Origin of the sequence: Sphingobium xanthum (assembly GCF_019737615.1) — a bacterium.
Classification (GTDB): domain Bacteria; phylum Pseudomonadota; class Alphaproteobacteria; order Sphingomonadales; family Sphingomonadaceae; genus Sphingobium; species Sphingobium xanthum.
Map to the genome: position 1 here is coordinate 41,544 of NZ_JAHKKS010000016.1, position 25,002 is coordinate 66,545.

The 25,002-nt window shown below is 61.9% G+C and carries 25 protein-coding genes; 11 read left to right on the top strand and 14 right to left on the bottom strand.

Translation table 11 applies throughout. The features are described 5' to 3' along the window. Positions 1 to 163: 163 nt before the first annotated feature. The 3 genes from KM135_RS18940 to KM135_RS18950 all read right to left on the bottom strand — a co-directional run bounded on the left by KM135_RS18940 (position 164) and on the right by KM135_RS18950 (position 5,094). Positions 164 to 1,534 carry an aminomethyl transferase family protein gene (locus KM135_RS18940; RefSeq protein WP_221715639.1) on the bottom strand — a complete coding sequence of 457 codons (1,371 nt, stop codon included), beginning with the start codon at positions 1,532 to 1,534 and terminating at the stop codon, positions 164 to 166. Between the two features lie 133 nt (positions 1,535 to 1,667). Beyond that, positions 1,668 to 4,106 (bottom strand): TonB-dependent receptor, encoded by a 2,439-nt coding sequence (locus KM135_RS18945; protein WP_221715640.1) that lies wholly within the window; start codon positions 4,104 to 4,106, stop codon positions 1,668 to 1,670. A 436-nt stretch (positions 4,107 to 4,542) separates the two neighbouring features. Next, the gene (locus KM135_RS18950; RefSeq protein WP_221715641.1) at positions 4,543 to 5,094 is read right to left on the bottom strand and encodes a hypothetical protein; all 552 of its coding nucleotides are present in this window, start codon (positions 5,092 to 5,094) and stop codon (positions 4,543 to 4,545) included. A gap of 494 nt (positions 5,095 to 5,588) precedes the next feature. Between KM135_RS18950 and KM135_RS18955 the strand changes: the two genes are divergently transcribed. Next, the gene (locus tag KM135_RS18955; protein WP_221715642.1) at positions 5,589 to 5,867 is read left to right on the top strand and encodes a hypothetical protein; all 279 of its coding nucleotides are present in this window, start codon (positions 5,589 to 5,591) and stop codon (positions 5,865 to 5,867) included. A 177-nt stretch (positions 5,868 to 6,044) separates the two neighbouring features. Here KM135_RS18955 and KM135_RS18960 read toward each other — a convergent pair whose 3' ends face one another. The 3 genes from KM135_RS18960 to KM135_RS18970 all read right to left on the bottom strand — a co-directional run bounded on the left by KM135_RS18960 (position 6,045) and on the right by KM135_RS18970 (position 9,310). Next, positions 6,045 to 6,971 carry an IS1595 family transposase gene (locus KM135_RS18960; protein WP_221715643.1) on the bottom strand — a complete coding sequence of 309 codons (927 nt, stop codon included), beginning with the start codon at positions 6,969 to 6,971 and terminating at the stop codon, positions 6,045 to 6,047. Between the two features lie 174 nt (positions 6,972 to 7,145). Further along, the gene (locus tag KM135_RS18965; RefSeq protein ID WP_221715644.1) at positions 7,146 to 7,856 is read right to left on the bottom strand and encodes a TetR/AcrR family transcriptional regulator; all 711 of its coding nucleotides are present in this window, start codon (positions 7,854 to 7,856) and stop codon (positions 7,146 to 7,148) included. Positions 7,857 to 7,924: 68 nt separating this feature from the next. Continuing rightward, on the bottom strand, positions 7,925 to 9,310 hold the full coding sequence (locus KM135_RS18970) for an aminomethyl transferase family protein (protein WP_246606358.1): 1,386 nt from the start codon (positions 9,308 to 9,310) through the stop codon (positions 7,925 to 7,927). 203 nt (positions 9,311 to 9,513) lie between these two features. On the opposite strand from KM135_RS18970, the gene KM135_RS18975 reads away from it, so the two are divergent. Continuing rightward, positions 9,514 to 10,635, top strand: a complete 1,122-nt coding sequence (locus KM135_RS18975; protein ID WP_221715645.1) for an alcohol dehydrogenase catalytic domain-containing protein — start codon at positions 9,514 to 9,516, stop codon at positions 10,633 to 10,635. A 211-nt stretch (positions 10,636 to 10,846) separates the two neighbouring features. Here the strand turns inward: KM135_RS18975 and KM135_RS18980 are convergent, their stop codons facing one another. The 5 genes from KM135_RS18980 to KM135_RS19000 form a co-directional block, all read right to left on the bottom strand. Further along, positions 10,847 to 12,457, bottom strand: coding sequence for an FAD-dependent monooxygenase (locus KM135_RS18980; RefSeq protein ID WP_221715646.1), 1,611 nt, complete (start codon positions 12,455 to 12,457; stop codon positions 10,847 to 10,849). 179 nt (positions 12,458 to 12,636) lie between these two features. Further along, entirely contained in the window at positions 12,637 to 13,236 is a 600-nt protein-coding gene (locus KM135_RS18985; protein WP_221715647.1) for a TetR/AcrR family transcriptional regulator, read from the bottom strand. A 9-nt stretch (positions 13,237 to 13,245) separates the two neighbouring features. Further along, positions 13,246 to 13,593 carry a DoxX family protein gene (locus tag KM135_RS18990; protein ID WP_221715648.1) on the bottom strand — a complete coding sequence of 116 codons (348 nt, stop codon included), beginning with the start codon at positions 13,591 to 13,593 and terminating at the stop codon, positions 13,246 to 13,248. After that, positions 13,593 to 14,504 (bottom strand): ABC transporter substrate-binding protein, encoded by a 912-nt coding sequence (locus KM135_RS18995; RefSeq protein WP_221715649.1) that lies wholly within the window; start codon positions 14,502 to 14,504, stop codon positions 13,593 to 13,595. The genes KM135_RS18990 and KM135_RS18995 overlap by 1 nt, the downstream gene beginning before the upstream one ends. A gap of 90 nt (positions 14,505 to 14,594) precedes the next feature. After that, positions 14,595 to 15,704 carry an alcohol dehydrogenase catalytic domain-containing protein gene (locus tag KM135_RS19000; protein ID WP_221715650.1) on the bottom strand — a complete coding sequence of 370 codons (1,110 nt, stop codon included), beginning with the start codon at positions 15,702 to 15,704 and terminating at the stop codon, positions 14,595 to 14,597. A 263-nt stretch (positions 15,705 to 15,967) separates the two neighbouring features. Between KM135_RS19000 and KM135_RS19005 the strand changes: the two genes are divergently transcribed. Then, a complete protein-coding gene (locus KM135_RS19005; RefSeq protein ID WP_221715651.1) occupies positions 15,968 to 16,507 on the top strand; it encodes a cupin domain-containing protein in 540 nt (179 codons plus the stop codon). Between the two features lie 234 nt (positions 16,508 to 16,741). On the opposite strand, the gene KM135_RS19010 is transcribed toward KM135_RS19005, so the two are convergent. Then, the gene (locus tag KM135_RS19010; RefSeq protein ID WP_221715652.1) at positions 16,742 to 17,653 is read right to left on the bottom strand and encodes a LysR family transcriptional regulator; all 912 of its coding nucleotides are present in this window, start codon (positions 17,651 to 17,653) and stop codon (positions 16,742 to 16,744) included. A gap of 142 nt (positions 17,654 to 17,795) precedes the next feature. On the opposite strand from KM135_RS19010, the gene KM135_RS19015 reads away from it, so the two are divergent. From KM135_RS19015 to KM135_RS19050, 8 genes are all read left to right on the top strand, one after another. Next, positions 17,796 to 19,181, top strand: coding sequence for an aminomethyl transferase family protein (locus KM135_RS19015; RefSeq protein WP_221715653.1), 1,386 nt, complete (start codon positions 17,796 to 17,798; stop codon positions 19,179 to 19,181). Between the two features lie 90 nt (positions 19,182 to 19,271). Next, the gene (locus KM135_RS19020; protein WP_221715654.1) at positions 19,272 to 20,168 is read left to right on the top strand and encodes a LysR family transcriptional regulator; all 897 of its coding nucleotides are present in this window, start codon (positions 19,272 to 19,274) and stop codon (positions 20,166 to 20,168) included. 96 nt (positions 20,169 to 20,264) lie between these two features. Beyond that, positions 20,265 to 21,125: a CmcJ/NvfI family oxidoreductase gene (locus tag KM135_RS19025; RefSeq protein ID WP_221715655.1), complete on the top strand. Its 861-nt coding sequence runs from the start codon at positions 20,265 to 20,267 to the stop codon at positions 21,123 to 21,125. Between the two features lie 13 nt (positions 21,126 to 21,138). Next, positions 21,139 to 21,978: a CmcJ/NvfI family oxidoreductase gene (locus KM135_RS19030; RefSeq protein ID WP_221715656.1), complete on the top strand. Its 840-nt coding sequence runs from the start codon at positions 21,139 to 21,141 to the stop codon at positions 21,976 to 21,978. 37 nt (positions 21,979 to 22,015) lie between these two features. After that, positions 22,016 to 22,801: a glutathione S-transferase family protein gene (locus KM135_RS19035; RefSeq protein WP_221715657.1), complete on the top strand. Its 786-nt coding sequence runs from the start codon at positions 22,016 to 22,018 to the stop codon at positions 22,799 to 22,801. 23 nt (positions 22,802 to 22,824) lie between these two features. Then, complete coding sequence (locus KM135_RS19040) at positions 22,825 to 23,583, top strand: glutathione S-transferase family protein (RefSeq protein ID WP_221715658.1); 759 nt, start codon at positions 22,825 to 22,827, stop codon at positions 23,581 to 23,583. 5 nt (positions 23,584 to 23,588) lie between these two features. Further along, the gene (locus tag KM135_RS19045; protein WP_221715659.1) at positions 23,589 to 24,320 is read left to right on the top strand and encodes a glutathione S-transferase family protein; all 732 of its coding nucleotides are present in this window, start codon (positions 23,589 to 23,591) and stop codon (positions 24,318 to 24,320) included. Continuing rightward, a complete protein-coding gene (locus KM135_RS19050) occupies positions 24,317 to 24,544 on the top strand; it encodes a hypothetical protein (RefSeq protein WP_221715660.1) in 228 nt (75 codons plus the stop codon). The genes KM135_RS19045 and KM135_RS19050 overlap by 4 nt, the downstream gene beginning before the upstream one ends. Here the strand turns inward: KM135_RS19050 and KM135_RS19055 are convergent. Then, complete coding sequence (locus KM135_RS19055) at positions 24,532 to 24,831, bottom strand: hypothetical protein (RefSeq protein WP_221715661.1); 300 nt, start codon at positions 24,829 to 24,831, stop codon at positions 24,532 to 24,534. The genes KM135_RS19050 and KM135_RS19055 overlap by 13 nt on opposite strands. A gap of 58 nt (positions 24,832 to 24,889) precedes the next feature. Beyond that, the coding region (locus KM135_RS20100; RefSeq protein WP_221715667.1) for a transposase domain-containing protein at positions 24,890 to 25,002 on the bottom strand (113 nt) is incomplete at its 5' end.

Below are 25,002 nucleotides of genomic sequence, written 5' to 3' on the forward strand. Positions count from 1 at the left end.
GCCCGACAGACCATTCTTCCCTGATCGAAACCTCCAGATTACCGCAGGCGCACTCCTGGAGGAAAGGGCAGCGCCTTGCCGTCCTCAGGCACGGCCGGGAAAGCTAAAGGCGCGATGAAACGAGGTCTCCCACAGGCCTCGCTCCAGTCCCCCGCGACGACGTTCAGGCTTGCGCGCGGTAGTCCTTCCGGACCGCCTCGTCGATGGGCCAGGGTTGTGCCTCGCAACCGATTGTCACCTGGCGATGGCGATGGACCGATGGCTTGTCCGTGCCGCCGTCAGGCTCACCCCAGATGAGGCTGAGCTGCGTGCCCGGCGCTGCAACCTCCGGATCGACCAACGAGACGGACAGCCATGCGCGCTCATTGGCGCTATAAAGTGGATAGCCGGAAATGCCGACGAGCCGGCCGTTTTGTTCGACGCGGTCATAGGGATGGATCGCGTAGTCCGAGGAGGGCATGTCCATCCACATTGCCATTTCGCCCGGTTCGAGCAGGCTCGCGAAGACTTTGAGGACATCCTCCTTGTCCCAGACGAGCGTAACTTTTTTGCGGTGTTTCCGATCCTTCATGGCGCGGAGGGCTTCGCGGCCGAGAAACTGGTGATCCCAATGGATCAGGCGATCATAATCGAGATCGTAGGGCGTGAGATAATAGTCGCGCACATCATCCGGCTGAAAGCTTCCGCCCGCCGAGCAGAAGCCCTCGAAATGGTATTCGGTCAGCCACTCGCGATAGGGGCGCATGTCATCGCCGTCGTAAATGGCGGGCAGAGGCGCCGCGAACCAGCCGGACTCCGCAGCGGTGATGCCGTAGGCGCGGCCGCCGCCGCGCAGCATGCCATATTTCCGGCCGACCTCGACCAGCCGCTGCTCCACCTTGGCCTTGTCGGCGAAAGGCCCCCAGATTTCGAGCCCCGTCGCACCGCCCATGGCATGAACCAGCGTCTTTGCGGCGCAACCCGCAATCACGATGTCACCCATGGCGAAGAAGCGCGTCGTAAGCGGACCGCCCTCGTTCACTTCCTCGAGTATCTCCATCGCGCGGGGGCCTTGTACCTCGAAGCGATAATGCGGGCGAAGATTGGTCGGATCATATCCGCGCAGATGGTCGATCGCGACCTCTACGTCATAGTCGCCGACCTCGGCATTATACTGCAGCCAGTTGGGCACAACCGGCCGGCCGACGACCAGCGCCTCGTCGGGACCATAGCCGAAGATGATCGCATCGCTGATGAGGAAGCCATCCCTGTTGCAGCAGACAATCTGTTTTGCCTTGTTCGCACCGAATTTGGAGAAATCATTGATCGAAAAGTCAGATAGGAGGCGGCGGGTGTCCGGCCCCTTGATGTGCAGTTCGGTCATGTGGAAGGACTGGTCGAACAGGATGGCGCTCTTGCGCCAGGCCTGAGCCTCGTCGATCAGGTTCGACCACATCGACTGGACGGGAAATTCGAATGCGCCGGTCTGCGCGTTTTGCAGCATGTGCGCTGCGCTTTTGGATTGTTGCAGCTTCTCTTCCAGGGACTTCACCATCTCGATTTCCTCGCGTTTGACTTTGCGGCTTGGCGCCGTTGCTGCGTCGACCGTTTTCGCTGAGCGGGGGTGATGCGGGGCGGCAGGCCAAGGAGAGGCAAATCCGCCGCCCCGCATCGGGCAGCGATGCGCTTCAGAACTTGAAGCCCACCGTACCGCCGTAACTTGCCGGTTTGCCGTATGAGACATTCTGACCGCCGAAGACGGTCGTGTTGTCGAAGCCGATCTGGCCGTAACGTTCGTCAAAGACGTTCTTGCCGAAGATGGAGACTGACAGGCCGCCGTCGGGATTTTCCCATGTCATCGAAAGGTTGACGAGCGTCCGCGGCGCGAAGCGTTGTGCGTCGAAATTGCGGATATTATGGAAGATCTCGCCGGCATAGTTGACCGTCGCATTGAACGAGAGGTCGCCGCCTGCGATCTCGCCCGGCACGGTATAGTCAATCGTGCCGGTCGCCTGCACGCGCGGCGAATAAGGCGGTCGCACATCCCGCAAGATGCCCGGAGCCACTTCGAAGTCTTTGATCTCGGCATGCGAGTAAGCGAAGTTGGCGCCAAGGCGCAGAGCATGACTCACGCGATAGGATGCATCCAGATCGACGCCGTAGACTTGTGAATCGACGTTGCGGACGACGCCGCTCGCGGTCGTGAAAACGAAGGCCTGAAAGTCCTTATAATCGTAGTAGAAGGCTGACGCGGCCAGCGCGAGCGGCCCGGAGTTCAACTTGAAACCGCCTTCGTAGCTCCACAATTTTTCCGGTGCATAGCCGAGCGCGGCGGTCGGCACGACGTCGGCCGGGCTGAACGTGAAGGGAGCATTGTAGTTGCCTGCCTTCACGCCGCGGTTCACGCCGGCATAGACGAGCAATCCGTTGGCAGGGCGATATTCCAGCTGCAGCTTGCCGGTCCACATGTTGAAGCTGCGCGCATTATTGTAGTCGGGCTGAAAGGACGGCGCGGTCACGATATTGCTCATGTGATAGGCGCTGAGGTTCGCCGCGTTGAACTCGCGGTAGCTGTCGGTCTGCTTCTCGTGAATATATCGGGCGCCCCCAACGATCGTCCACGCATCGGCGATCTGATATTCGACCTGTCCGAAGACCGAGCCGGACTCCGATGTGAAATGGACTTGCGCGTTGAGCTGGTTGCCCAGGTCCGCGATCGCCGGGAAGTGCGCGAAGATGGAGGTTAGATAGGCCAGCGCCGAGCCGGGGGGCATGATGATGCCCTGCAACACGTCGACCTTGTTGTTGAGGTAGAAGATGCCGGCCTGCCACTGCAGACGATCCGTCTTGCCGCTCAGGCGCACTTCTTGGGACCAGGATTCGGTATGGGACTCGTCCCCGAAAGCCAAAGTGCTCGCGGCGGATCCGTCGCCCAGAAAGACGTTCTTATAGTATTTCTGATACGAGGTGATCGAGCTGAGCTGCGCGCCGCCGAAGTCATAATCCAGATGAGCCGCGTAGACTTGCGCATCGACCTTATTCAGATCGCTCAGCGCATAATCCTCTGACAAGGTGAGTGATTTCGGGTCTGGCGCGATGTATCCGAAGAAGTCGCCACCCGCCGCCGGACGATGGAACACGCCGTTGATGACGGGCACGATCACGACACCGCCGGTATAGTTCGCGCCGCCGGGGCCGATGGCGAGTCTGGTCTCGGTCGGGGAAACGCGAAGTTCGTTGATGACGCGATCCTGACTGTCCACCACCGCGATCGTCGGTTCCTGCGAGTAGGGTGCGACCGACATGTTGCTTCTCGAATAGGCGCCGGTCAGTCGGATCGTGAATTCCGGGACAGGTTCGAACAGCACTTGTCCCCGGACAGCAAAGCTGTCGCTGCCGCCCAGGTCCTGACCGCCAGGCGAGAGCACCGTGCCGTTGGGCGAGAAGGAGGGAATGATGGCGCTGCCGGTGGCGCCGGCCCGATGGATGTTTTCCCACAGATCGTCGATGCGGGAATAGGTGCCGGAAAGGCGGACCGCGATCTTCTGGCCGATGGGCAGATTGAGCGCGCCCTGGACATTCATCTCGTTGAAGCGCGCGTAGGTGAACTGGCCATAGCCGCCGAGTTCGCCAAGGCGGGGTTTCGCGATGATGTTGTGGACCAGGCCGCCCGTGGCATTGCGGCCGAAGAGCGTGCCTTGAGGACCTTTCAGGATTTCGACGCGGTCGAGATCCAGATAGGCCGTCGTCTGCCCTTGCGCGGAGGTGATGTAGACATCGTCCGTATAGAAGGCGACCGGGTTCTCGATCGTATCGAGATAGTCGGACTGGGTAACGCCGCGGATCGTATATTGCTGGCTCTGGCCGCCGAAGGCGCCGGCCACGTAGACGCCCGGAACAAGCTGGGCAAGATCGGTTGAATCGGTCGCGCCGGCCTTGGTGAGATCGTCGCCCGAGAACTGGCTCACGGACATGGCCACGTCCTGGATGTTCTGGACGCGCCGGTTGGCGGTCACAACGATTTCGGCCGTATCGTCTTCAGACTGGTCGGCGGACTGGGCCTGCGCCGCTGTGCCCGAAAGGACGAACGCGAACGACGCGCCCGCATAGAGAAATCCCCGTCTCATCGCATCTCTCCCAATTTTATCGTGTTTTCACGTGCCGTCGGGATGGCCGCTCAGAGGTCCGCGCCGGTTGTTCGGCGTCAGGAACGCATTACAGATACCGATCGGTATCAGTGTTGCTATTTCGAATTTGACTAAACGTCAATTGGAAATTGTTTTGCCTCGCTCGGAGTGGCGATATGATCATTTGTTAATGCGAAATGCCATTTGGCTGCTCGGAAAGGATGTGCGGCGTGCCGAAATGCCGCGCGAATCGCGTCGGGAAAGCGCGGATGAATTCGGAATGACGGGTTGCGACGACGTTGCGGTCATTATCGCCCCTCCTCTGAAGAGGGGATTGATCACTTGACATACCATGACGATAAAGAGCAGGATACTGGCGACAGGCCGGTACTAGAAATCGAGATTACGCCCGAGATGATCTCCGCAGGCGTTGAGGCTATTTGTCGCTACTCGGATCAGGACGATCCCGAGACTGTGGTGGCTGTGGTTTTTCAAGCCATGTCGGCACGCGCTCAAGCATTGATTCGAAAATTGGCCTGATGGCCTCAAAGGCGGAAGCCGACATTGAATTTGAGATCGATGATGCGATGGTAGCGCACAAGAGCACGAACACGTCACGCCGCATTGCGACGGTCCACTCCTCGATTGGCGCTGAGGAGTTGCCCTTCAAATAGTTTAGCGCGGCCACAATTTCGGGACTAGCAAAAGAAAGTTGGTTTGCCGCGTGGGCAGAGGCATTTCGCATTTCTCGGACAAGATCGATGTGCTTTCTCGTCTTCCTGTCGATAATGCCGAGGGCTTGAGCGAGAACGATGCGTTCGGAAAAGGCGCCCGCGATACCGGCGTCATGCCGGAAGAAGCGAGCCATTTCGTCGCTATTCAACGTTGTTAGTTTTTGCTCGATTGCCCACCGCAGTCGATCGTCGATCATCGTCGATGCCAGAATGATAGCACCCCGGTCGCTCTCTCCCTTGAGAGCTTCAACCATTCGCAATGGATCTAAGTCGAGGCTGGCCGTCTTGGAAAGAGACCGCAAACTATCTACAATGTCCTTATGCCCCAACATCGAGAAGCTACCCAATCCGACTCGCCGATAAGCAGGCAAGAAGAGCGCGAACGAGACGAAGTGGTCAAGCGCATGCTTGCCACCCCGCCGCAGCCTCGGGGAAAGCCTAGTAGAGGACAGGCGGATAAAGCTCGCAAGACATAAAGCGACCTTTATGACTCACTGTTGCGGAATCAACACAAGGCGGCACGATTCCATTAACCACAATTTGTAGTGGATCGACTCTGTTGATCGATGCTGCATGATGTGCCGTTGATACGATTTGGGGAGCAGGCCTCCACAGCCCACTCCCCGGATCAACCACCGACGAACCGTAATCGCAGGTGGACTGAGCACTGAATGCAGGGGCAAATTGGCCCCTTTAGAGCGAAGCGTCAAGGCGATTGCGACTAACCCTTCAACAGGGATTAAAGGCAATGGCTAACTACTTCGTTTCCTACGATCTGAATGGCTCGACACCCACGCACGAGCAAATGGACAAGCACATGGCAACCGCAGGATGGGCGCGTGGCCGTGTCCTCGAAACTGTCTGGTATGTCGGCACGCCGATGAACCTTGACGCCGTGTTCGATCACGTCAATTCGATCTTGAGCAACAACGACCAGCTGCTGGTCATCGATGCGCGGAATGCCTCATTCCGTAATCTTCTTATTACGGATGAATCACTCCAGCAGGCGTGGGGCCAGAACGAATAACCGCGCCGTAGGACAAGCCATCCACCTTGAAGCGAACACGGAGCAACTTCGCGAACAATGAAAGGATGAGCAAGCGCATGGCGGGTATCTAGATACCCGCTACGGGCCTCTTGTTCAAGTCATTTCTTAACCTGCCACCGCTGATTACGCGGCGGCTTTCCAGCCTTCTTTGACTTCTTAGCGCGCAGATTGTTGATACATCAAACGTTTGCCCACGGCGCCCTGAATGGCACGGACAGCGCGGTCATCATCGTTGCAGCCAGTCGCTTCACGGAACGAATAGCGGAAATCGAACTCGGCAACGTAGCGGTGCAGATACTGCTTGCCGCAGTGCTGATAAACGCCGCGCATGCCACGCTTGAAAATCGAGAAGCTGCCTTCGATCGTGTTGGTGTGGATCGTCGGATTGTCGCGGTCCACATAGACGCCCTTCATGTGCGGCGTCGTGCTGTGGCTGGCAAAGTGCTGCGACATGAAACGATACTGGCCAGCGTCGTCGGTGAGCAAATGAGCTTCGCGAGCAATGTTCGCTTTCAGGATCGGCGTGATTTCCGCAATCGTGATCTTGTCCACGACCATCGAGCGCTTTTCGCCCGTGGAGCGGTCCAGAAGCGAAAGCACCTTCATCTTGTGGGCAAAGCCGCCCTTCTTCGCATCAACACCCGGCTCGCGACCGATGAAGGTCTCATCGACTTCGACAACGCCGCCATTGCCGCCCATCGGCTCGACCGTGGCGGGCGTCATGGCCTCACGGATGCGGTGAGCCATGAACCATGCCGTGCGATACGATCCAAAGCCGAGCATGCGATAAAGCTGGTGGGCGCTCATGCCCTTCTTCGACGACACCATGAGTTGAGTTGCTAGCAGCCACTTGTGCAGCGGAATGTGCGACTTCTCATAGGCCGTGCCCATGGTGGCGGTGAACGGCTTGCGGCAGTCCTTGCACTTGTAGAGACCCGGACGGGTCGTCTTGCCCTGCATCAGCGTGGAATTTCCGATCGTGCCGCAATGGGGGCAGATGCGCCCATCCGGCCAGCGCAGCGCCTCGAAATGGGCGCGGGCTGCATCTTCGTCGGTGAAAATAGGATCGGTGAGCTTTGCCATGCCGAAAACCTACGTTTTCAGCCTTGGTATGTCAAGTGCATAATCGCCTCTGAAGAGGAGGGGCTAAACGTCCGCTCTCCGCCCCACCTCTGTCATTGCAGCGACCGTCGAATCGGTCGCCGCCTTGGGGGCAACTGGCGAAGGCGGTCGTGAGGCCGCGTCGTCGCGCGCCCGTCAGCGCCTTGCGAGAAATTCCGCCATGTCGATGACGGGCCGTTCCGACGCCATGCCGTGCTCGGCAAGATAGGCGAACGGATCGGGCAAAGGCGGCTGAACGCAGCGCTCGATGAGCGTCGGGCTGACACCCAGCCCGCGCATGATCTGTGCAACGAGCTCTTCAGGAAAATCGGGCGGCTGGGGCGCGCGCAGCAGCGTGATCATGCCGGCGAGCGTAGCGCCCTGCATCAGGTCATGGCCGATTTCCGGGCTGGCGACGGAAAATTGCTCGGTCACCATGCCGTCCATCACGCATTCGGTGGCGTAGCGCATTGTCTCTTCGCCGAAGATCGGACCACCCGCACTCAGATTGACCATTGCCCAGCCCCAGGCCGGATCGTCCCGCGTCTTGTGGAGATAATAGCGCAGCGCGAACGATGCGCTGATCGCGCCGTTTGGAACCCGCCGGATGACCGAGCGCACGGCGATGTTGAAATCGTGACTGATCTCGAAAGTTAGGGCGCGGAACATCTCTTCCACGCTTGTGAAGTGGTTATAGAACGTGCCTCGCGCGACCTTGGCGGCCACGCAAATCTCCTCGATTCGCGTGGCGCGCCCGTCTTCCCGGCCGAGCAGCTCGAAGGCGATCTGGAGAATGTGGGCGCGCGTCTTCAGCCGGCGTTCGCGCCCGATTTCGGCACGGCGTTCAAGGCTGATGTTGCGGCCCATATGTCCTCTAGATGGCAAGTTCCTCGGTCAGTTGCACGCGAATTTCAAATCGCGCTTCCCTGTCTCAATCACTGCGCGCCGGATTTGATGATCTTCTCGAAATAGGGAGCGGGCGCCACGGTTGCGCGGATCTCGAATGGAAGGTGCTTCTCGACCGAGGCTCGCATGGTGTCAGGCTCTCCCCAGATCATCGTGACCTCGGTGCCCGGTTCGGCATTCTCGATGTCGATCGTCGCCAGCGAAAGATAGGTTTGCGCATTGGGCGAGTAAGCCGACCATTGCGAGATGCCGACCATCTCGTCGCCCCGCATGACCGCATCCGCTTCCCAGGTCGCATACATGGGCGAAGGCGTGGCGATGTAGCGTGCCGGCCCTCGGCCGTTCGGAAACAGGGATGAGCGCTGCGCCTGCATCACGTCATCCGAGTTCCAGATAAGGCTCCGCTTCACGCGCGTTTGCGAGGCGCGACGGGCCTGAAGGGCGTCGCGGCCGATGAAATCGCGATCCCAGTCGATGATGTTCTGATAGCCGAGCTCGATCGGATCGACATAATAGTCGGTGATATCATCCGACTGGAAGCTGCCACCCAGCGAGCCGATCGTTTCAAGATTGTTGGTCGTGAGCCACTCGCGATAAGGTCGCATCTCCGCACTATGATAGATAGCCGGAAGGGGCATCGGCATCCAGCCGGACTCGACCGCGGTCACGGAATAGGCATCCGCCCCGATCCTGCGCAGGCCGAACTCCGCGCCTGCCTCGATAACGGCATTGCGCACGACATGCTGGTCCTCCCAAGGCCCGTAGAGCTCGAAACCCGGTGTTCCGGCCATGCCATGACGGAGGGCGCGGACCGTCTTGCTGGCGATTGTCGTCTCGCCGATGTGAAAGAATTTTGGCGTTGGCACGTTTCCGCCCGTCACCTTGTCCATCAACTCCAGCGCCAGCGGGCCCTGGACCTGGAAGCGATAGATGTCGCGGTCGCCCTGCCGCACCGAGAGTGGATCGTCGCGAACCGCCTGCACGTCATATTTGCCGAGACTCGCATTGAACTGGACCCAGTCGCTCGCGAAGGGCGCCCCGACAATCCGGTAGAACTCCTCCTCCTCATGGAACACGATCGCATCGGCCAGATAATAGCCGTCGTGGCTCGCCAGAACGAGCTGCTTGGCGCGCATGACCGGAAAATTGGACAGTTTGTTCACCGATAGCTCGGTAAGCAGCTTGAGCGCATCAGGGCCGCGCAGATGCAGCTCGCACATATGATAGGATTGTTCGAGCAGCGCGACGCCCTCCTTCCAGGCCCGGATCTCGTCGCGCCAATTGGTGAATTCCGGCGGAATCACGGGGAAAACATAGCGCCCAAGTGGCGCGCTGCGCAGGAGCTGTGTGGCTCCCCCGGCATTGTCCATCATGTTTTGAAGGTTCTGTACGGTCGTCGAAGCCAAGGTAGCCATATCGCTCTCCTGTCGTGATTTCCTTTCATGCTGCATTCAAAATGAACTTATTGTCAATTTGATTCTGGACACGGCTTTCAAACTGATGCACAGATGAAATGCGACAATGTGCGCTCGGGCGGCGAGCGGGGCGGCGAGTCATTCGATGTGCCTCTCTGCTGCATCGCCGATCGACGCGGAAAACCAGAAGGAGAGGGACAGCGATGCTTCCGCCCAAGATGCGCGCAGCGCGCATGTATGACGTCGGTTCCGAAATGGTGATCGAAGACGTCGATACGCCACGACCCGAGGCGATGGACGTCATCGTGAAGGTGCATGCCTGCAACGTTGTTCCGAACCTTGGCAACGTGCTCAGGAACTGGACCACCTGGTTCCCTCAACTGCCGCTGCCGCACTTGCCCGCGACCTTCGGACTGGATGCGGCTGGCACGATCGCCGCTGTGGGTAGCGGGGTGAGCGATCTCAAGGTGGGTGACCGCGTCTATGTGAACCCTGCCCGCAGCTGCGGCAGTTGCGGACCCTGTCGATCCATGAATCCCATTGGTTGCAGCGCCTTCGTGTTTCAGGGCTATTTCGGCTTCACCGCGCGCGCCCAGGAAACATTCGATCGATATCCCTGGGGAGGGCTGTGCGAATATATGGCGGCGCCGGCGAATGCGATCGTCACCTTGCCCGACAATGTCACATGCCAGCAGGCCTCGCGCCTCGGCTATACGGGCACCGGATATTCGGCACTGCGCAAGGGCGGAGCTGGCCCGAACGTTACGACCATGATAACCGGTGCATCGGGCACCCTCGGACTTGGCACCATGCTCTGCGCGCTGGGGCTGGGCGTTACGCGCATCCTTGCCGTGGCGCGTGACAAGACGCTCCTGGAGGAAGTCCGCCAGATCGCGCCGCAGCGTATCGAGATACATTCCCTGCTCGACGGTCCCGTGTCTCCCTGGGCGCTGGCGAAGACGGACGGCGAGGGCGTCGATCTCATCGTCAATTGTCTCGGCCCTGGCGCCCAGCCCGATCAGATGCTGGACGAACTCCTCGCGTTGCGTCGCGGCGGGCGCTTCGTCAACGTTGGCGCCGTGGCGGCGCCGGTGCCGATCGACGTGCATACGCTGATGGATCGGAACCAGAGCTTCATCGGCTCGGCCTGGTTCACCACGCCGGAAGGCCAGGAAATGGCGGAAATGATCCGTGGCAGCACGCTGGACATGGGGACGTTCCGGCAGGTCTCCTTCCCGCTGGAGCGCGTCAACGAAGTGCTCGGCGGCATCGACAGCCGCCATGGCGGCTTCTCCAACTTCACGATCGTGCCAAATCCGGAGTGACAGCAGCCTCGGTGCGGGGAGGGTGGTTCACCCAGTCTCCGCACCGGTCAGGCAACCGACGCCATTTCAGTCTTAGCCCCTCCTCTTCAGAGGAGGGGTTGGGGTGGTGTAGCAACGGTGCGAATGATCGCTTCGCGAGCGATGCTGGCGCATCGCCACCACCCCCTGACCCCTCCTCTGAAGAGGAGGGGCGATGGCAGGAAGCCACCCCTTACCAGCCGAGCGCCATCGCCAGTACCCTGGCTGCCGATGCCTCATCGAGGCTGTTGCCGCGCCATGCGATGTGTTGGTCGGGGCGCACCAGAAGCATATCGGCGGCGTAGATGCGGCGTGCGTGGTCGTCGGCGATACGAATGATCTTGAGCGGGATACCCCGCGCAGCCGCAGCCCGTTCGGCCGCCATGCTATCGACACCGCCGAACGCCAGCAGGCTGAACCAGCGGTCGAGCTGTGCATAGACGGCGCGGCCATCCTTCAGAAAAAGGCTCGGCAAGCGTGCGCCGGGGACGGTATTGCAAATATATCTGTCCGGGTCGTTGGCCACCTCGGCGCTCGGTTCGGCGGCGACGATCGGCGAGCCGGCATAATGGTAGCCCATCTCGATCCCCAGGCTTTCCGCTTCGGCATTGCCCAAACGCTCGATTTCGCTGGCGACCCGCGCCCGTGTGGCTTCGGCGCCGTCCTCCTCCAGCTCCGGACCATAGAGCGCGGCAACCACCGCGCGCACCTCGTTGTGCCGTCCCGACGCTTCGCAGTTGCGCCGCCATACCGGCACGCGCTCGCGCTCATAGGCGTCGATCAGCCCTGGTCCGCCAAAGCCCTTGAGGATGGCGGCGAGCGTCCAGCCGAGGCTGAAGGCATCGCCGATCCCGGTGTTCATGCCATAGCCGCCAGTCGGGATATATTGATGCGCGGCGTCGCCGGCGAGCAGGACCCGTTTCGTGCCGGCCCGCTGCGCGACGAGCAGGTGCGGCGACCACGGATTGGCGACGAGAACTTCCATCGGTATCTCGCGCCCGGCGAAGCGTGCCACGAGCGTTTCAGGAGGGGCGCCGTCGCTGGCATTGTGCGGATAGCGCGAATGTAGTGTCCAGGTATCGACGTCGTTCTGCGCGATCAGCGTGCCGTGGATCGACTGATAATGCCAGGTGAGGCCCCAGCGCTGGAGCAGGTGGCGCGCGGCGGCATCATCCGTGCGAAAGTGCGTCATGAAGCGGGGCATGATGTTTCGGCGGCCGTCGAGTCCGATGCCGAGCGTTTCCCGCACCGCGCTGCCGCCGCCGTCGCAACCGCACAGGAACAGGCAATGCACCTGTTCCATCCGGTCGGTCTCCCGGTCCCGCAGGGTCGCGACGACGCCGTCCGTTTCCTCGACGAGATCCACCAGCTCGACACCGAAGCGGACCTGGGCATTGGTCTCGCGTTCGAGCTGCGCCTTGAGCACTGGTTCGATTTCGGTCTGGGAGACGCGCATTGGCGGCGAGAAGGGTTGGCTTCCGTCATTGCGCTCCCGATAAATCTTGCGCGCACGCTCGGGCGAGGGGAGCGGGAAGCGCTTGAGCTCGTGGCCGGACATGCTGGTGACCCACGAAACGTCGAACGGGTTCGCCTCGTCCACGGCCACCGCGCGCAAGGCCGGTTCGAGCCCGGCGAGATTGAAGAGCTCCATGCTGCGGACATTGGTGTTGTCCATCTTGGGATGGCGCGTGGTGGTGGCGTTCCGCTCGACGAGCATCACATCGATACCACGCCGGGCGAGATCGCGCGCCAGCGTGAGTCCCACCGGTCCGCCGCCGGCGACAAGAACGGATACCTGTCTCATGCAATCCTCTCCACATGCCGGGGTCGTGACGCATGCAGCGTCATTCGAAACTGACCGTATCGGCAATTGCAGTTTGCATTTCTAACTTCTAAATGACAATATGTACAATACGAAATTGATTGCGCACGCGGAAGGAAAGACCCGATCCGATCGAGTTTGTCAGGTCAGCCCGAACTGGATCAGCTGTGGGAGGCGCCGTAAGCGACGTGAATGGAGGTAAGCGCCAGTCTCACGAGGTCGCGGACGTGCGGCGCGTCCCCCTCGCTGAAACCCGATGCCGCGCCATAAGTCAGTTCGAGCACGATGGCACCGAGGATTTCGGGCTTTGCCGGCTGGAGATTGGGCGCGAGCGGCAGCAGCAGCGCGCCGACTTCGCGCCATTGCTCCAGAAACAGGGTCGAGGGCAATGACCCGAAAGTCGCCTCGCGCCGAACACGCCGGAACAGCTCCAGCGCAAGGAGACCCCAGGTCGGATCGGAGGCGCGCTGTTCCGCCCAGTCGCAGATCCGGTCGATCATCTCGCCTGGCTTCGTGACGTCGCGAAGCAGCCTGCCGATCTCGACGACATCCTGCCTGGCGTGGCGGTCCAGCAGTTCGAAGAAGAACGCCTCCTTGCTGGAAAAATTCGAATAGAAGGCGCCCTTGCTGAAGCCGGCCGCCTCGGCGATCTTGTCGATCGATGCGCCTTCATAGCCTTCGCGGGCAACGACCTCGGGCGCGCATTCCAGCAACTTTGCTCGGGTGAGCGCCTGGCTCTCTTCCCGTGTCAGTCGGGCCAATCGTATCTCCTAGATGACGGCCAATATGCAGGCCAGGCTCCAGAAGATCATATATTCCGGTCCATTCTTGTTCCAGCGCCAATTCCATCCATGCATGCGCAGGACCGCATAAGTCGCGCCCATGAGAACGAAGACCGCAAGCGCGGCAGCCGGCTGCGGATAGATGTTCAGGATGAGCCCGGCGGCAGCGATCAACTCCATCACGATCGTGAGCGCGAGGAAGGCCCAGCCGGGATTCAGGCCCACGTTGGAGAATGTGTGCTGGGCGAGCGTCGCGTTCTTGAGCTTCAAGGCGGCGTGGGGAAGGAACCAGGCGCCGCACATGATGCGAAGCAAATCCTGCGGATCGAGCGCCATCAGGCAAGCTCCCTTCCGAGCAGTTCTGGCGCGAAGACCCCGAACGCATTCGTGCGCTGATCTGCTGTGATGAGATTGGCGCGAACCATCAGGTCGATGCTGGTCTCAAGCGCCGGGCGTGGCACGGCCATATGATATGGCCACATCCCCATGTCGCGCATGTAGATGTAACCGCGCCGGGCCAGGTCGGCATTGTCTCTGGTTGTGATACCCCGAAAGATTGCGGAACACGCGCTCTCGTTCGCCGGATCGTTCACGAAGTCGTAGGCTTCGTCGAGCGCCGCAAAGAAACTGCGGAAGACGGCCGATTTCGCCTGCAGTACCGCCACCTTGCCGATGAACGCGGCGAAGACGATCTCCGGGATACTGTGGTTCACTTCTGCAAGCAGGGAATAGCCCTGATCGGCTGCCAGGAAATTCCAGGGCGCCGGCTGGGGGGCTGCGTCTATCTCGCCCTTCTGCATGGCGTCCCAGCGCGCAGTGTGAATGCCGGCAATCGCAAACTCGTAATCGCCCGGATAGGCCAGGCCATGCTCGGCGAGCATGATCTGCGTATAGATGGCTGTTCCCTCGGTCAGCGAAGATGTGCCGATCTTCTTGCCCCGAAGATCGGCGATCGACTGGATTTCGGGGCGGGCGACCAGTGACATCGGCAGGCGGTTCGCATTGGAGGCGACGACGCGCAGATCGCCGCCCGCGAGATAATTGCTGATCGCGCCTTCCGGTGGGGTGATCGCGAGGTCCGCTTCGCCGTCGATCACCGCCTGCGTCGCCTTGTCGACGCCGCCCAGCTTGATGAGCTCGACCTCGATCCCCGCGCGATCGAACAGTCCCCGCTCGATCGCGACGAAGACCGGCAGCCAGTTGAAACCCTGGGCGCCGCCCGCGAGCTTGAGATGCGTCTTGGTCATTCTCTTTCTCCATGTGCCGGTGCCCGAAGCAAGCGGAGCACGGGACGGGTAGATCGAAAGCGCGGGCGAGGGCGGCCCTCGCGCGCGCCGCTAAAGTTCGAGGACGTAGCTGGTGAAGCCGCCATCGCCGGAGGCCGCGCCGTTGATGGCCTCATTGACGCGATCCAGCGGAAAGGCGCGGGCTTCCAGGATGGACAGATCGACGACACCGCTGCGCACCATCTCGGCCATTTCCATCCCTTCCGCCGTGGTGAACCAGGCCGAGCCGATCAGCTGCATCGAATTGTCCATCCACCATTTGGTGTTGAGCGCCATGTCGCTGCCCGTGCCGCCGATATTAATGATGCGCCCGCCGCGCCGGACGCCCATCATGGCGTCCTTGAGGGCAGCAACATCGGCGACGGCGCCGAGGCAATCGACCATGAAGTCGGCCCCCAGGCCGGCCGTCCGGGATTTCACCCAGTCGGCGGCATAGCCTTTGGCGTTGGAGAACGTCTCGATGCGGCCGGGCGCGAGCTGCTTCAGCCGCTCCAGCAAAGGCTCGCCGCGCGCGACCGCGTAGATTTTCGCGACGCCCATGGCGAGCGCGAAGATCGTCGCACCGACGCCGAGCGTACCGGTCGCGCCGTTGATGACGAGCGACTTGCCGGCGAGGATACCGCACTTCTTGAGAGCCGAATAAGAGGTGCCGAGATAGCCGAGCCGGGCTGCCTGAACGAACGACAGATTATCGGGAATCTTCACGATGGCGCCTTGCGGGGCGGACATGAATTCCGCGAAGCCGCCACCGGGATAGCGTGCGTAGACATCGAGGCTCTTCTCGTTGAAGCCGAAATAGCCGCAGAAGGTGAAATAGTCGCATTTCGCCTGCTCGCCCGAGGCGCAGGCATGGCAGGCGCCGCAGGAGCGCAGCGGGTTCACATAGACGCGATCCCCCGGCTTGATGGCGACGACCTGCTCCCCGACGGCGCGCACGATGCCGGCCGGATCGAGGCCGAAGATCGCCGGCTTGGGCGGCAGCGGCTGATGGGGATACCAGCTTTCCCAATTGTTCAGCACATTGGCGAGATTGGGCACCAGCCCGCAGGCCTTGACCTCGACGACCACATCGTTGCCGGATGCGACCGGTCTCTCGACCTCCTCGATCACCATCGGCGTGTTGATGGCGTGAAGCCGCGCGGCGCGCATATGCTCAGTCATGTCTCTCCCGGTCCTTGTGAAGCGTCGAACAGGCGATCTTCGATCGTCTCTTATGAATACTGCATAGTATCTGAGATTTTGCAACTACCAAGATGCAGCCACGATTTTCGGGCCTTAACGCGATCCAAGAATCTGAAATAAAATGAATTTATTTCGATTCTTTCACCTTGGCGTCGATGCCAGCGATCCGGTCGGACGTTGATTGTATACCGATGGGATTTCTGATACCGATCGGTTTCTAAAGCAAGCCGGAGAGGAATGGGATGCAGGTCCGCCGCGTGGTCACGGGCAAATCCGCCGAGGGGAAATCGATCGTTCTGAGCGACGGTGCGTCACCGTGCGAAAGGGTGCTGGTCCACACGCCGGGCTTCGTCTCGTCGCCGCTCTGGAAACTCGCCTCGACGCCTGACCTGGCGGAGCCGCCTCCGCAGGACCCGGTCGCGGCCGACGGAACCATGGTGATGCCGGCAGGCGGCTCGTCCTTCTGGGTAATCACTTTCCCGCCGGACAGCGTGCTCATGTCACCGGACTGGAATCCGGCTGTCGCTGGCCCGGAAATGGCGACTGCGTCCGAAGGCATTGCCGAGCGCATGGAGCCGGACAATCCGGGCATGCATCAGACGCCGACGGTCGATTATGTGACGGTGGTCAAAGGCCGCGTCGTTCTGGAACTCGACGACGGCAAGGCCGTGGAACTCAGCCCCGGCGACACGGTGGTTCAGCAGGGCACGCGCCACGCCTGGCGGAACCCGACGAGCGATCCCGCGACGATCTCCGTCGTCCTGCTCGGCGCCAAGGGCTGATCGCCTGGATGGCAGGAAAGGGTTGGGGAGCGGTCATAAGCCCCTCCTCTGAAGACGAGGGGCGGCAATGTCCGCAATGTCGTGGTTCTGCAACTGACCGGAATGGCGAGATTGGGGTGGTGGACGGACATCCTTCCCCTCCCTTGGAAGGGAGGGGGGATCAGATGCCCGCTTTCACTCGCGTCCGGACCTGCCTCCAGGAGGCAGCCGCAGCCGCGCTGGAATTCTCCAGGCTCAGGTCGCCTGAACTTCTCCAACGGTGGCGAAGAAATCCCGCAAGGCGAGATACTTCGCCGTTCTCGGCGCGCCGTGCGGGCGTGCGAGGCCGACGACGGTCGGCGTCAGCCGATCGGAAATTTCCAGCGTGGTGACGCGGTGGCCATCATAAGTGAGATTGGGCGCAAGGCGCTGGACGAGGATGGAATATCCCAGACCGCGCCCCACGAGGCAGCGGGCCAGTTCATAATTCGTCGTCGTGTAGCGGACGATCGGACGCATGCCGAGCGAGGCGAAAATATGCTCGGTGTTCTGTCTGCTGGGTTGCACGTCGATCTGGATCAGTGGCTCGGACACGAGTTCCGCCAGTTTCACCGACCCGCGCCCAGCCAGACGATGGCCTTCGGCGACGATGACATAGGGCTGATAGTCCCGGATCGGATCGAAGAGAAGCTGCTTGGAAACATCCACGCCATAGAGAATGGCGACATCGATCCGCCCACCCATCAGCATTTCGTGCAGATCTGGCGTCGAGGCTTCCTCGAATTCCAGATCGAGACCGGGATGCTTGCGGCCGAACCGCTCGATCGCGGCGGGCAGGAAGAAGGGCGTCAGCGTGGGATAGCATCCGATGACGAGCCGCCCGCGCAACTCCTTGGCATTCTGCGATGCCTCGGACGCGAATGTCTCGGCGCCGGACAAGAGCTGCTGCGCATGCCGCAGCAGCATCGCGCCGGCCGGCGTCAGCGTCACCCCCTTGCCTTTGCGGCGGACGAACAATTGCGTGTTCATGTTGTTCTCGAGCTCATCGAGCGCGAGGGCGAGAGCCGTGGCGCTGACATGACATCGCTCGGCGGCGGCGGCGAGCGATCCTTCGCCCGCGACGGCATCGAAATATTCGAGTTGCCGCAACGTGAACGGGAAAGCCATTCCAATGTTTTCCTTCGGTATGTCTCCATAATAACATGTTTTACAAACCTGTCCACGCGCCATAGCCCGGTCCCGGCTGCATGCGGGGCTTACCCGTCAGCACCCAAGATCATGTTCGCCCCTGGCGACGAGAGGAGTGCCTATGTCTAAGAACCTGGAAACGAAGATTGCGGACGCCGGCGGCGCCATCACCATGTTGTGGGAATCGCAGGATCCGCCGATCGTCTCGACGCCGGTGACGCCGGAGTTCACCAACTGGCGGGACGAGCAGCTCGCCTGGCGCAGCAATGCTGTGCTGTTCGATCAGTCCCATCACATGGCCGATCTCAACATCAAGGGGCCGGATGCGCTGAAGCTGATCCGCGACACGGCGATCAACAGCGTTGAGCGCTTCCCGATCGACTCCGCCAAGCAATATGTCGCGACGAACAGCGACGGCCAGCTCATCGGCGACAACATCCTGTTCCGCTACGAGGAAGACGAGTTCCAGGCCGTCGGCATTCCGCCGACGATCAGCTGGCTGCAATATCATGCCGAGACCGGCGGCTACGACGTGCAGATCACGCGCGACAATCCGTCCTATTGCCGCGTCGGCGGCGGAGACCCCATCGTCTATCGCTGCGAAGTGCAGGGGCCGGGCGCCATGGACGTCATTCGCGAGGTGCTCGGCCACGAGCCGCCCGAAGTAAAGTTCTTCCAGGGCACGCGCTTCACCATTGGCGGCAAGATGGTTCGCGCCCTGCGTCACGGCATGGCCGGCGAGCCTGGCTTCGAGTTCGTCGTGCCCTGGGCGGATCGCCAGCCGGTGCTGGATGCGCTGCTCGCCGCCGGCGAAAAGCACGGGATGATCAAGGTGGGCGGTCGTGCCTATCTGACCAACTCGCTGGAATCCGGCTGGCTGCCGCGACCGCTGCCCGCCTTCTATTCGGGCGCCGGCACGGCCGATTTCCGCAAGTGGCTGGCGGCGGATGATGTCGATGCCAAGGTGTCGCTCGGCGGCAGCTTCTATTCCGAGAAGCTCGAGGACTATTATTTCACGCCCTATGACGTGGGCTACGGGCGCATCATGAAGTTCGATCACGACTTCGTCGGCCGCGAGGCGCTGGAGAAGATGGCGGCCACCGGCGACACCGGCGCACGGCGGAAGGTGACGCTCAAGTGGAACGGCGACGACATGGCGAAGCTGTGGGCGTCTATGTACCAGCCGGGTGTCGGCGCCAAGTTCATCAACCTGCCGATCGCCCATTATGCCACCTATCATTATGACCGCGTGGAAAGTGCGGATGGCGCACTGGTCGGCCGTTCGCTGCACACGGGCTATTCGGCCAATTTCCGCTCGATGCTCTCGATCGCCGTGGTCGATGCCGCGATGGCCGAGCCCGGCACGGAAGTCGTGGTCGTCTGGGGCGAGCCCACGCCCTCGTCCAAGGTGCAGGTCGAGAACCACGTGCCGTTCAAGTTGCGCGCGACCGTTCACCCCGCGCCGATCGATCAGCACGCGCGCGAGACCTATCGCAGGAACGCCTGAGCTCACTCTCCGTGCAGCCGGGAGGGATTTCTTCCTCTCGGCTGCATGCCCTCTTTCGTGGCCGTCCCGGATCGGACATGATCGTACACCATGATCCCGCTGACCTTCCGCCAGCTTGAGGTATTCGTCAGGGCCGTCGAGGCGGGATCGTTCCGGGCCTGCGCGGAGCAGCTCTCGATTTCCCAGGTGTCGGTCGGCGAGCATATCCGCGCGCTGGAGCAGCAGCTCGATTGCAAGCTGTTCGAGCGCCGCAGGGGCAGCGCGCCGATCCTCACCTATCAGGGCGAACAGGTGTTCCGCCATGCGCAGGGCATATTGACGGCAGCGGTCGATCTGCTCGCCACATTCGACAGGGCGCCGCGCGACCGCATGCGGCGGCGCATCCGCATCGGCGCGCATGGTTTCATCACCGGGGCGCTCGCCAAGCGTCTTGCGACGTTCGTCGCGGAGCATGCCGAGGTCGACATCGAGCTGCAGAAGCGCAGCTTCGCCGACATGATCTCGGGCCTTGCCCACAGCGAACTCGAAGTGGGCTATTTCCTCGCGCGCGGGCCCGTGCCGGAACTCGAAAGCTTCATGGCGTGGGAGGAGCGCATGGCCTTCTTCGCGGGCGCTCATCATCCGCTCGCGCACAGCGCTCATGTGGAGCCGGCCGATCTTTCCGGCCTGCCTTTTGCCTATCTCCCCGCGCGCTCGCATCTGCGCAAGGTGCTGGACGGAATCCTGGCCGATCTGGGCATCGCGGGTTGTCCGGTCGGCCTCACCAGCGACGACCATGTCCTGATTGCCGAGGCGCTTGGCAGCAGCCGGAGCTTTGCCTGTCTCTTCGCGAACGGGATGGAACCCTATGTGGAACGCGGGGCGCTGGCGCGTCTCGCCTTTTCGAAGCCGGTACCGCCGGTCCAGATCCGCTACACGGTGCGCACTGCCTATCGATCCGACCGGACCGTTGCGAGTTTGCTGGAAGCGCTGAACACGCCCGAGTGAAAGGTTGCAGCCTTTCTGATTTCAGGCATTGCCTTCATTCTCGACGCCGTCGCCCTCCTCTAGTCTGCCGGAAAGCAGCACAGGGAGAGGATCGACGTGACTGTCGCAAAGCTGGCCAATGCACGCCAGGTCGATGCAAACATCGGCTATCTGCTGGCGTCGTCCACGATCAATCGGCGCTTCTGCGCGCCGCATGAAGACGTCAACACCAGCCAGTACGCCGAATATCCGGTCAATATGCATGACGGCAGCGGGCTGGAAAGCCGGTTCAAGGCGGACGTGCATGGCTTCGAGCTGATCCGCAATCCGACCGCCTTCACCGCCTGGGACGATGTGGCGGCGATCGCCCGCGACTATGAGCCGGCGCAGCTGGAGATCGTCCGGCAGATGCTCGGGGCGGACCGCATGGTCAATCTGGGGCATGCGCTGCGCACCTCGGGCAACGCGGTCGAGCGCGACATGAAGCCGGCGGCGAGCGAGGCGCATGTCGATTTCGAGACCGTCGCCGCGCGCACCTATGCCGAGCAGCTCTACCGGGAGCATCATGCCGGCGCGCCGCCTTACAGCCGCTTCGTCGCCTTCAGCTTCTGGCGCCCGCTGACGCCGCCGCCGCATGACTGGCCGCTCGCCGTCTGCGACTTTCGCTCGGTCGATCCGGACGAGGGCGAGCGCAACGTGCTGGTCTGGTGCGACGAGATTCCTGCCCGGGACACGTGGTTCGATCCGATCGAAGGGGAGGAGGGCTTCCCGGCCGCCTTCATCTTCCACCACAATCCCGATCATCGCTGGTGGTATTTCTCTCGGATGACGCCGGAGGACACGCTGTTCATCAAGTTCCATGACAGCGATCATTCGCGCGCCTGGCGCTGCCCGCACTCGGCCTTCCGCAACATTGCCGATCCGGATGTGACGACCCGCGAGAGCATCGAGTTTCGCGGCATGGCCTTCTTCGATTGATCGGATGACACACATGACAGCCCAGCAGCAGATCGATCGGCTCCGCATCGTCGAAGGCGAGGTCAACTACGCCATCGACCATGGCGGGCTGATCCGCTTCCACGCCAAGAACAGCGCGCTCGACACGTTCACCTACGATCCTCACCGCATGTCCATGATCGACGCGCGGACCTGCGCGGAGGCGCCGTCCCTCGATCGCGAAGGGTTCGCGCTGATGCACATGCCGACGGCGATCGACGACTTTCGAGATCGTGCGCGGGTCGAAGCCGAGCATCCCGGCGAGATCATATCGTTCATCCGCGATCTGACGAAAGCTGATGCGGTGGTCATCGCCGGACCCGGCGCGTTGCGCTTCGGTGAGCGGGCGGCGCGTGACGATCGCGCGCAGAACAGCCGGGTTGCGCGGCTGGTGCATAGCGACACGAGTATCGACGGGTCGCTGGCATTCGAGGGGCAATATAACCCTCATCCCGAGCGAACTCTGCGGCGGACGGCGCATCATAATATCTGGCGCACCTTCTCACCGCCGCCTCAAGATCTGCCGCTCGCAGTCTGCGATTTCCGCTCGGTGCGCGAGAGCGAGCTGATCATCGCGCAGGCCGCGTTCGACAATGATGAGGGCGAGGTCACCTGGGCGTTCGAGGCTCTGCTGTTTGCTTACAGTCCGGCGCATCGCTGGCACTTCTTCCCGGACATGAGCCGCGACGAAGTGCTGGTGTTCAAGCGCTATGACAGCGACCGGACGCAACCCTGGTTCGTCCCGCACACCGCTTTCGAGGACCCGAGCGCGCCGGCCGATGCCGTGCCGCGCGCAAGCATCGAGATGCGCACCATTTCCTACTGGTACGACTGATGTCGGCCGGTCTCACCCTGTTCAAGCGAGACGCAAGATGAGCGAAAAGCCCGTCCTCTATCATTGGGAGCCCAATGCCAATTCCGGCAAGCCCATGCTGGCGCTGGAAGAGAAGGGCGTGGCCTATGACAGTGTCTACATCGACATGCTGGAATTCGACCAGCACAGGCCGGACTATCTCGAGATCAACCCGATGGGGACCATCCCGGCGATGGTCCATGACGGCCATCTGCTGAACGAATCCACCGCGATCATGGAATATGTCGATGCCCGCTTCGACGGGCCGAAGCTGCGGCCGGACGATGCGGCCAAGCGCTGGAAGATGCGCTGGTGGATGAAATATTGCGACCAGTACTATGCGCCCTCGGCAAGCATGGTGGCGTGGGACATGTTCACCGGGCCGGCTGTGCGCAACAAGGACCCGGACGAGTTGCGTGCCCGAATCGAGGCGATCCCGCTCAGGGAACGTCGGATCGCCTGGACTAAGGCGATCTACGGGCAATTCAGCGAGGAGGAACTGGCCGAGAGCCGTCGCCGCGTCATGATCGCGTCGGCGCTGTTCGAAGATAATCTGCGGGAGAATGACTGGGTCGCGGGCGACCAGTTCAGCCTCGCGGACATCAATGCCTTCAACCTCGTCTACATCCTGCCGCATATGGCCGACACGATGCGGCTGCCCTCGGTCAGCGTCGAGCGCACGCCCCGCACGATGAAGTGGCTGCAGCGCATGTATCAGCGCCCCTCGATCCGCCGCACATGGGCGCATTCGCGCGGGGGCATGCATATCGACATCGAGGCCGAAGCGAACCGCGAGTTCGTTTGACACTCCAGGGAGGATCCTGCGCCATGCGCACATTGCACATCAACGGCATGACGCCGCCCGCCCTCGCGATCGCCATCGCGCTAAACGAGAAAGGGCTGGCCTTCTCGATCACGCAGATCGACTGGCGGGAGACGCCGGCCGCCTTCGCGCGCTTCAGCGACAGTCCCGAGATCGCAGCGACGCTGGAAGGTGAGTTCCCGATCCTCGTCGATGGCATGACAGCCGTCAGTGACAGCTATTTCGTGCTCGAGTATCTCGACGACGCTTATCCGACGCCGCGCCTGCGGCCGAGTGATGCTTATGGGCAGTGGCAGCTTCAGGCGCTGGCACGCTTCTTCGGCGAGCGAGCGCTGCCGGCCATCTCGACACTGGGTGTTGCGCAGGTGTTCGGCGGCGGCGCGGCCGTCAAGGCGCTGTTCGAAAACGCGACCGCACTGACCAGCGAACGTCGCGATGCGTGGCTGGCGGCTGCCGAGCCGACCTCGGAGAATGCTATCGAGGAATCCCGGCGTAAACTCGGGCTGCTGTTCGATCGGCTGGATGCCATGCTTGTCGGTGGGCAGCCCTGGCTTCTTGGGCAGGACTATTCACTGAGCGACATCGCGGCATTCGCCCTTGTCCATCCGTTTCTCGATGGCTCCCTTGACGCCGAGGGGCTGGCGATCGGCGAAGCATTGCGCTTGTGGCATGAGCGCGTCCTCGCTCGCCCCGCCGTTCAGGCCGCCCTCACGCTCGCGAAACCGGCGTTCCTGCCGGGGCCCGAGCATGCGCGCTGGGGTTGAACAGCATGCTCACACTCTATCATTATGTCCCGGTCGCAAATGGCGGCAAAGTCCTGATGGCTCTCCACGAGAAAGGCATAGCCTTCGATAGCCGCTGGATCGACCTCCACACGTTCCAGCAGCACAGCCCGGAGTATCTGGCGGTAAATCCGGAAGGGCAAGTGCCGGCTCTGGTGCATGATGGCGTCATCATTACGCACACGAGCGTCATCAACGAATATCTGGAAGATGCCTTTCCAGACACGCCGCCACTCAGGCCGGAAGAGCCGCTGGTCGCGGCGCGGATGCGGCAGTGGAACAAGTATATCGACGACTATGTCATGCAGGCTGTGTCGATCCACGGCTGGCAAAACGGCGCCGGGAAAATCGCACGCGGCTATTCGGACGAGGCGTTCGAGGCGCTGATGGCGCGTATCCCGCTCAAGCAGCAACAGGTCAAATGGCGCGCTGCGCGCGCCGGCTTCCCGCAGGAGAAATTGGACGAATGCTCGCAGACCATCGCAGAGGCGGTCGCCAAGGTCGAGGCACAGCTCGCCGAGAGCGGCGGGCCGTGGCTGCTCGGCGAGATGTTCACGCTCGCCGACATCAATTTCTATGCCTATTGCGGCGGCGCGCTGGCCACGATGTTTCCGCGGATCGGCAATCGCGAGACCTGTCCCCTGCTGCTCGACTGGGCCGCGCGTATCGAGACGCGGCCGGGCTGCGCGAGGGCTCTCGCGACGAAGGCGCCGGCATGAAGCTGGTCGAGAAGCAAGCCCTGGACGACATCGCACGGCGACAGGGTGCGGCGTATGTGGCGCATGATCTCGGGCTGGCACCCTTTGCCGCGCCTATCGTGCGCGGTGGCTTCGAGGATGGTGTCCGTCTGCGACGGAACGGCCGGCAAGGACAATGGCGAAATGGTGACGGCTGTGGTCGAGATCGCGGCTCTCCAAGGCGCGCGGCCAACTACGGTCGATGAAGCCGGGGGGCGCTTGCGCCCATGAGCGGCAGGCGCAGGAACAGGGCTGCCGGAACGAGGAGCAGCACCGCCGCCAGGATCAGCGCGGTCGCATATCCACCGGTCCGATCGGCAAGCAGGCCCATCCACAAGGGGCTGAGGCCCGCCGCCACCATGAACCCGCCATATTGCGCAGCATAGGCCCTGCTATAGCCGGCGATCGGGAAATGACGGGCGGTGAGGATACCGATCAGGTCTGCCTCCGCGCCCATGGCTGCCCCGAGCGCGACGGCGCCCACCGGCGCCATGGCCGGCCCTCCAAAGGCGAGCAACGCACAACCGACAGCACAGACGTAACCGGTGTTTTCAGACCACGGTCCAAGGCATGAGTTCGCCGACGGCATTGGCAGGATGGCCCGCGGCCAGTTTAGTGAGGGTTTCGGTCAGCCATGTGTGCGGGTTGATGCCGGAAAGCTTGC

Bases quoted from the DNA above. Each gene is read 5' to 3' on its own strand.
- KM135_RS18940 (WP_221715639.1), bottom strand. From the start codon at position 1,534: ATGGTGAAGTCCCTGGAAGAGAAGCTGCAACAATCCAAAAGCGCAGCG.
- KM135_RS18945 (WP_221715640.1), bottom strand. From the start codon at position 4,106: ATGAGACGGGGATTTCTCTATGCGGGCGCGTCGTTCGCGTTCGTCCTT.
- KM135_RS18950 (WP_221715641.1), bottom strand. From the start codon at position 5,094: ATGGTTGAAGCTCTCAAGGGAGAGAGCGACCGGGGTGCTATCATTCTG.
- KM135_RS18955 (WP_221715642.1), top strand. From the start codon at position 5,589: ATGGCTAACTACTTCGTTTCCTACGATCTGAATGGCTCGACACCCACG.
- KM135_RS18960 (WP_221715643.1), bottom strand. From the start codon at position 6,971: ATGGCAAAGCTCACCGATCCTATTTTCACCGACGAAGATGCAGCCCGC.
- KM135_RS18965 (WP_221715644.1), bottom strand. From the start codon at position 7,856: ATGGGCCGCAACATCAGCCTTGAACGCCGTGCCGAAATCGGGCGCGAA.
- KM135_RS18970 (WP_246606358.1), bottom strand. From the start codon at position 9,310: ATGGCTACCTTGGCTTCGACGACCGTACAGAACCTTCAAAACATGATG.
- KM135_RS18975 (WP_221715645.1), top strand. From the start codon at position 9,514: ATGCTTCCGCCCAAGATGCGCGCAGCGCGCATGTATGACGTCGGTTCC.
- KM135_RS18980 (WP_221715646.1), bottom strand. From the start codon at position 12,457: ATGAGACAGGTATCCGTTCTTGTCGCCGGCGGCGGACCGGTGGGACTC.
- KM135_RS18990 (WP_221715648.1), bottom strand. From the start codon at position 13,593: ATGGCGCTCGATCCGCAGGATTTGCTTCGCATCATGTGCGGCGCCTGG.
- KM135_RS18995 (WP_221715649.1), bottom strand. From the start codon at position 14,504: ATGACCAAGACGCATCTCAAGCTCGCGGGCGGCGCCCAGGGTTTCAAC.
- KM135_RS19000 (WP_221715650.1), bottom strand. From the start codon at position 15,704: ATGACTGAGCATATGCGCGCCGCGCGGCTTCACGCCATCAACACGCCG.
- KM135_RS19005 (WP_221715651.1), top strand. From the start codon at position 15,968: ATGCAGGTCCGCCGCGTGGTCACGGGCAAATCCGCCGAGGGGAAATCG.
- KM135_RS19010 (WP_221715652.1), bottom strand. From the start codon at position 17,653: ATGGCTTTCCCGTTCACGTTGCGGCAACTCGAATATTTCGATGCCGTC.
- KM135_RS19015 (WP_221715653.1), top strand. From the start codon at position 17,796: ATGTCTAAGAACCTGGAAACGAAGATTGCGGACGCCGGCGGCGCCATC.
- KM135_RS19020 (WP_221715654.1), top strand. From the start codon at position 19,272: ATGATCCCGCTGACCTTCCGCCAGCTTGAGGTATTCGTCAGGGCCGTC.
- KM135_RS19030 (WP_221715656.1), top strand. From the start codon at position 21,139: ATGACAGCCCAGCAGCAGATCGATCGGCTCCGCATCGTCGAAGGCGAG.
- KM135_RS19035 (WP_221715657.1), top strand. From the start codon at position 22,016: ATGAGCGAAAAGCCCGTCCTCTATCATTGGGAGCCCAATGCCAATTCC.
- KM135_RS19040 (WP_221715658.1), top strand. From the start codon at position 22,825: ATGCGCACATTGCACATCAACGGCATGACGCCGCCCGCCCTCGCGATC.
- KM135_RS19045 (WP_221715659.1), top strand. From the start codon at position 23,589: ATGCTCACACTCTATCATTATGTCCCGGTCGCAAATGGCGGCAAAGTC.
- KM135_RS19050 (WP_221715660.1), top strand. From the start codon at position 24,317: ATGAAGCTGGTCGAGAAGCAAGCCCTGGACGACATCGCACGGCGACAG.
- KM135_RS19055 (WP_221715661.1), bottom strand. From the start codon at position 24,831: ATGGCGCCGGTGGGCGCCGTCGCGCTCGGGGCAGCCATGGGCGCGGAG.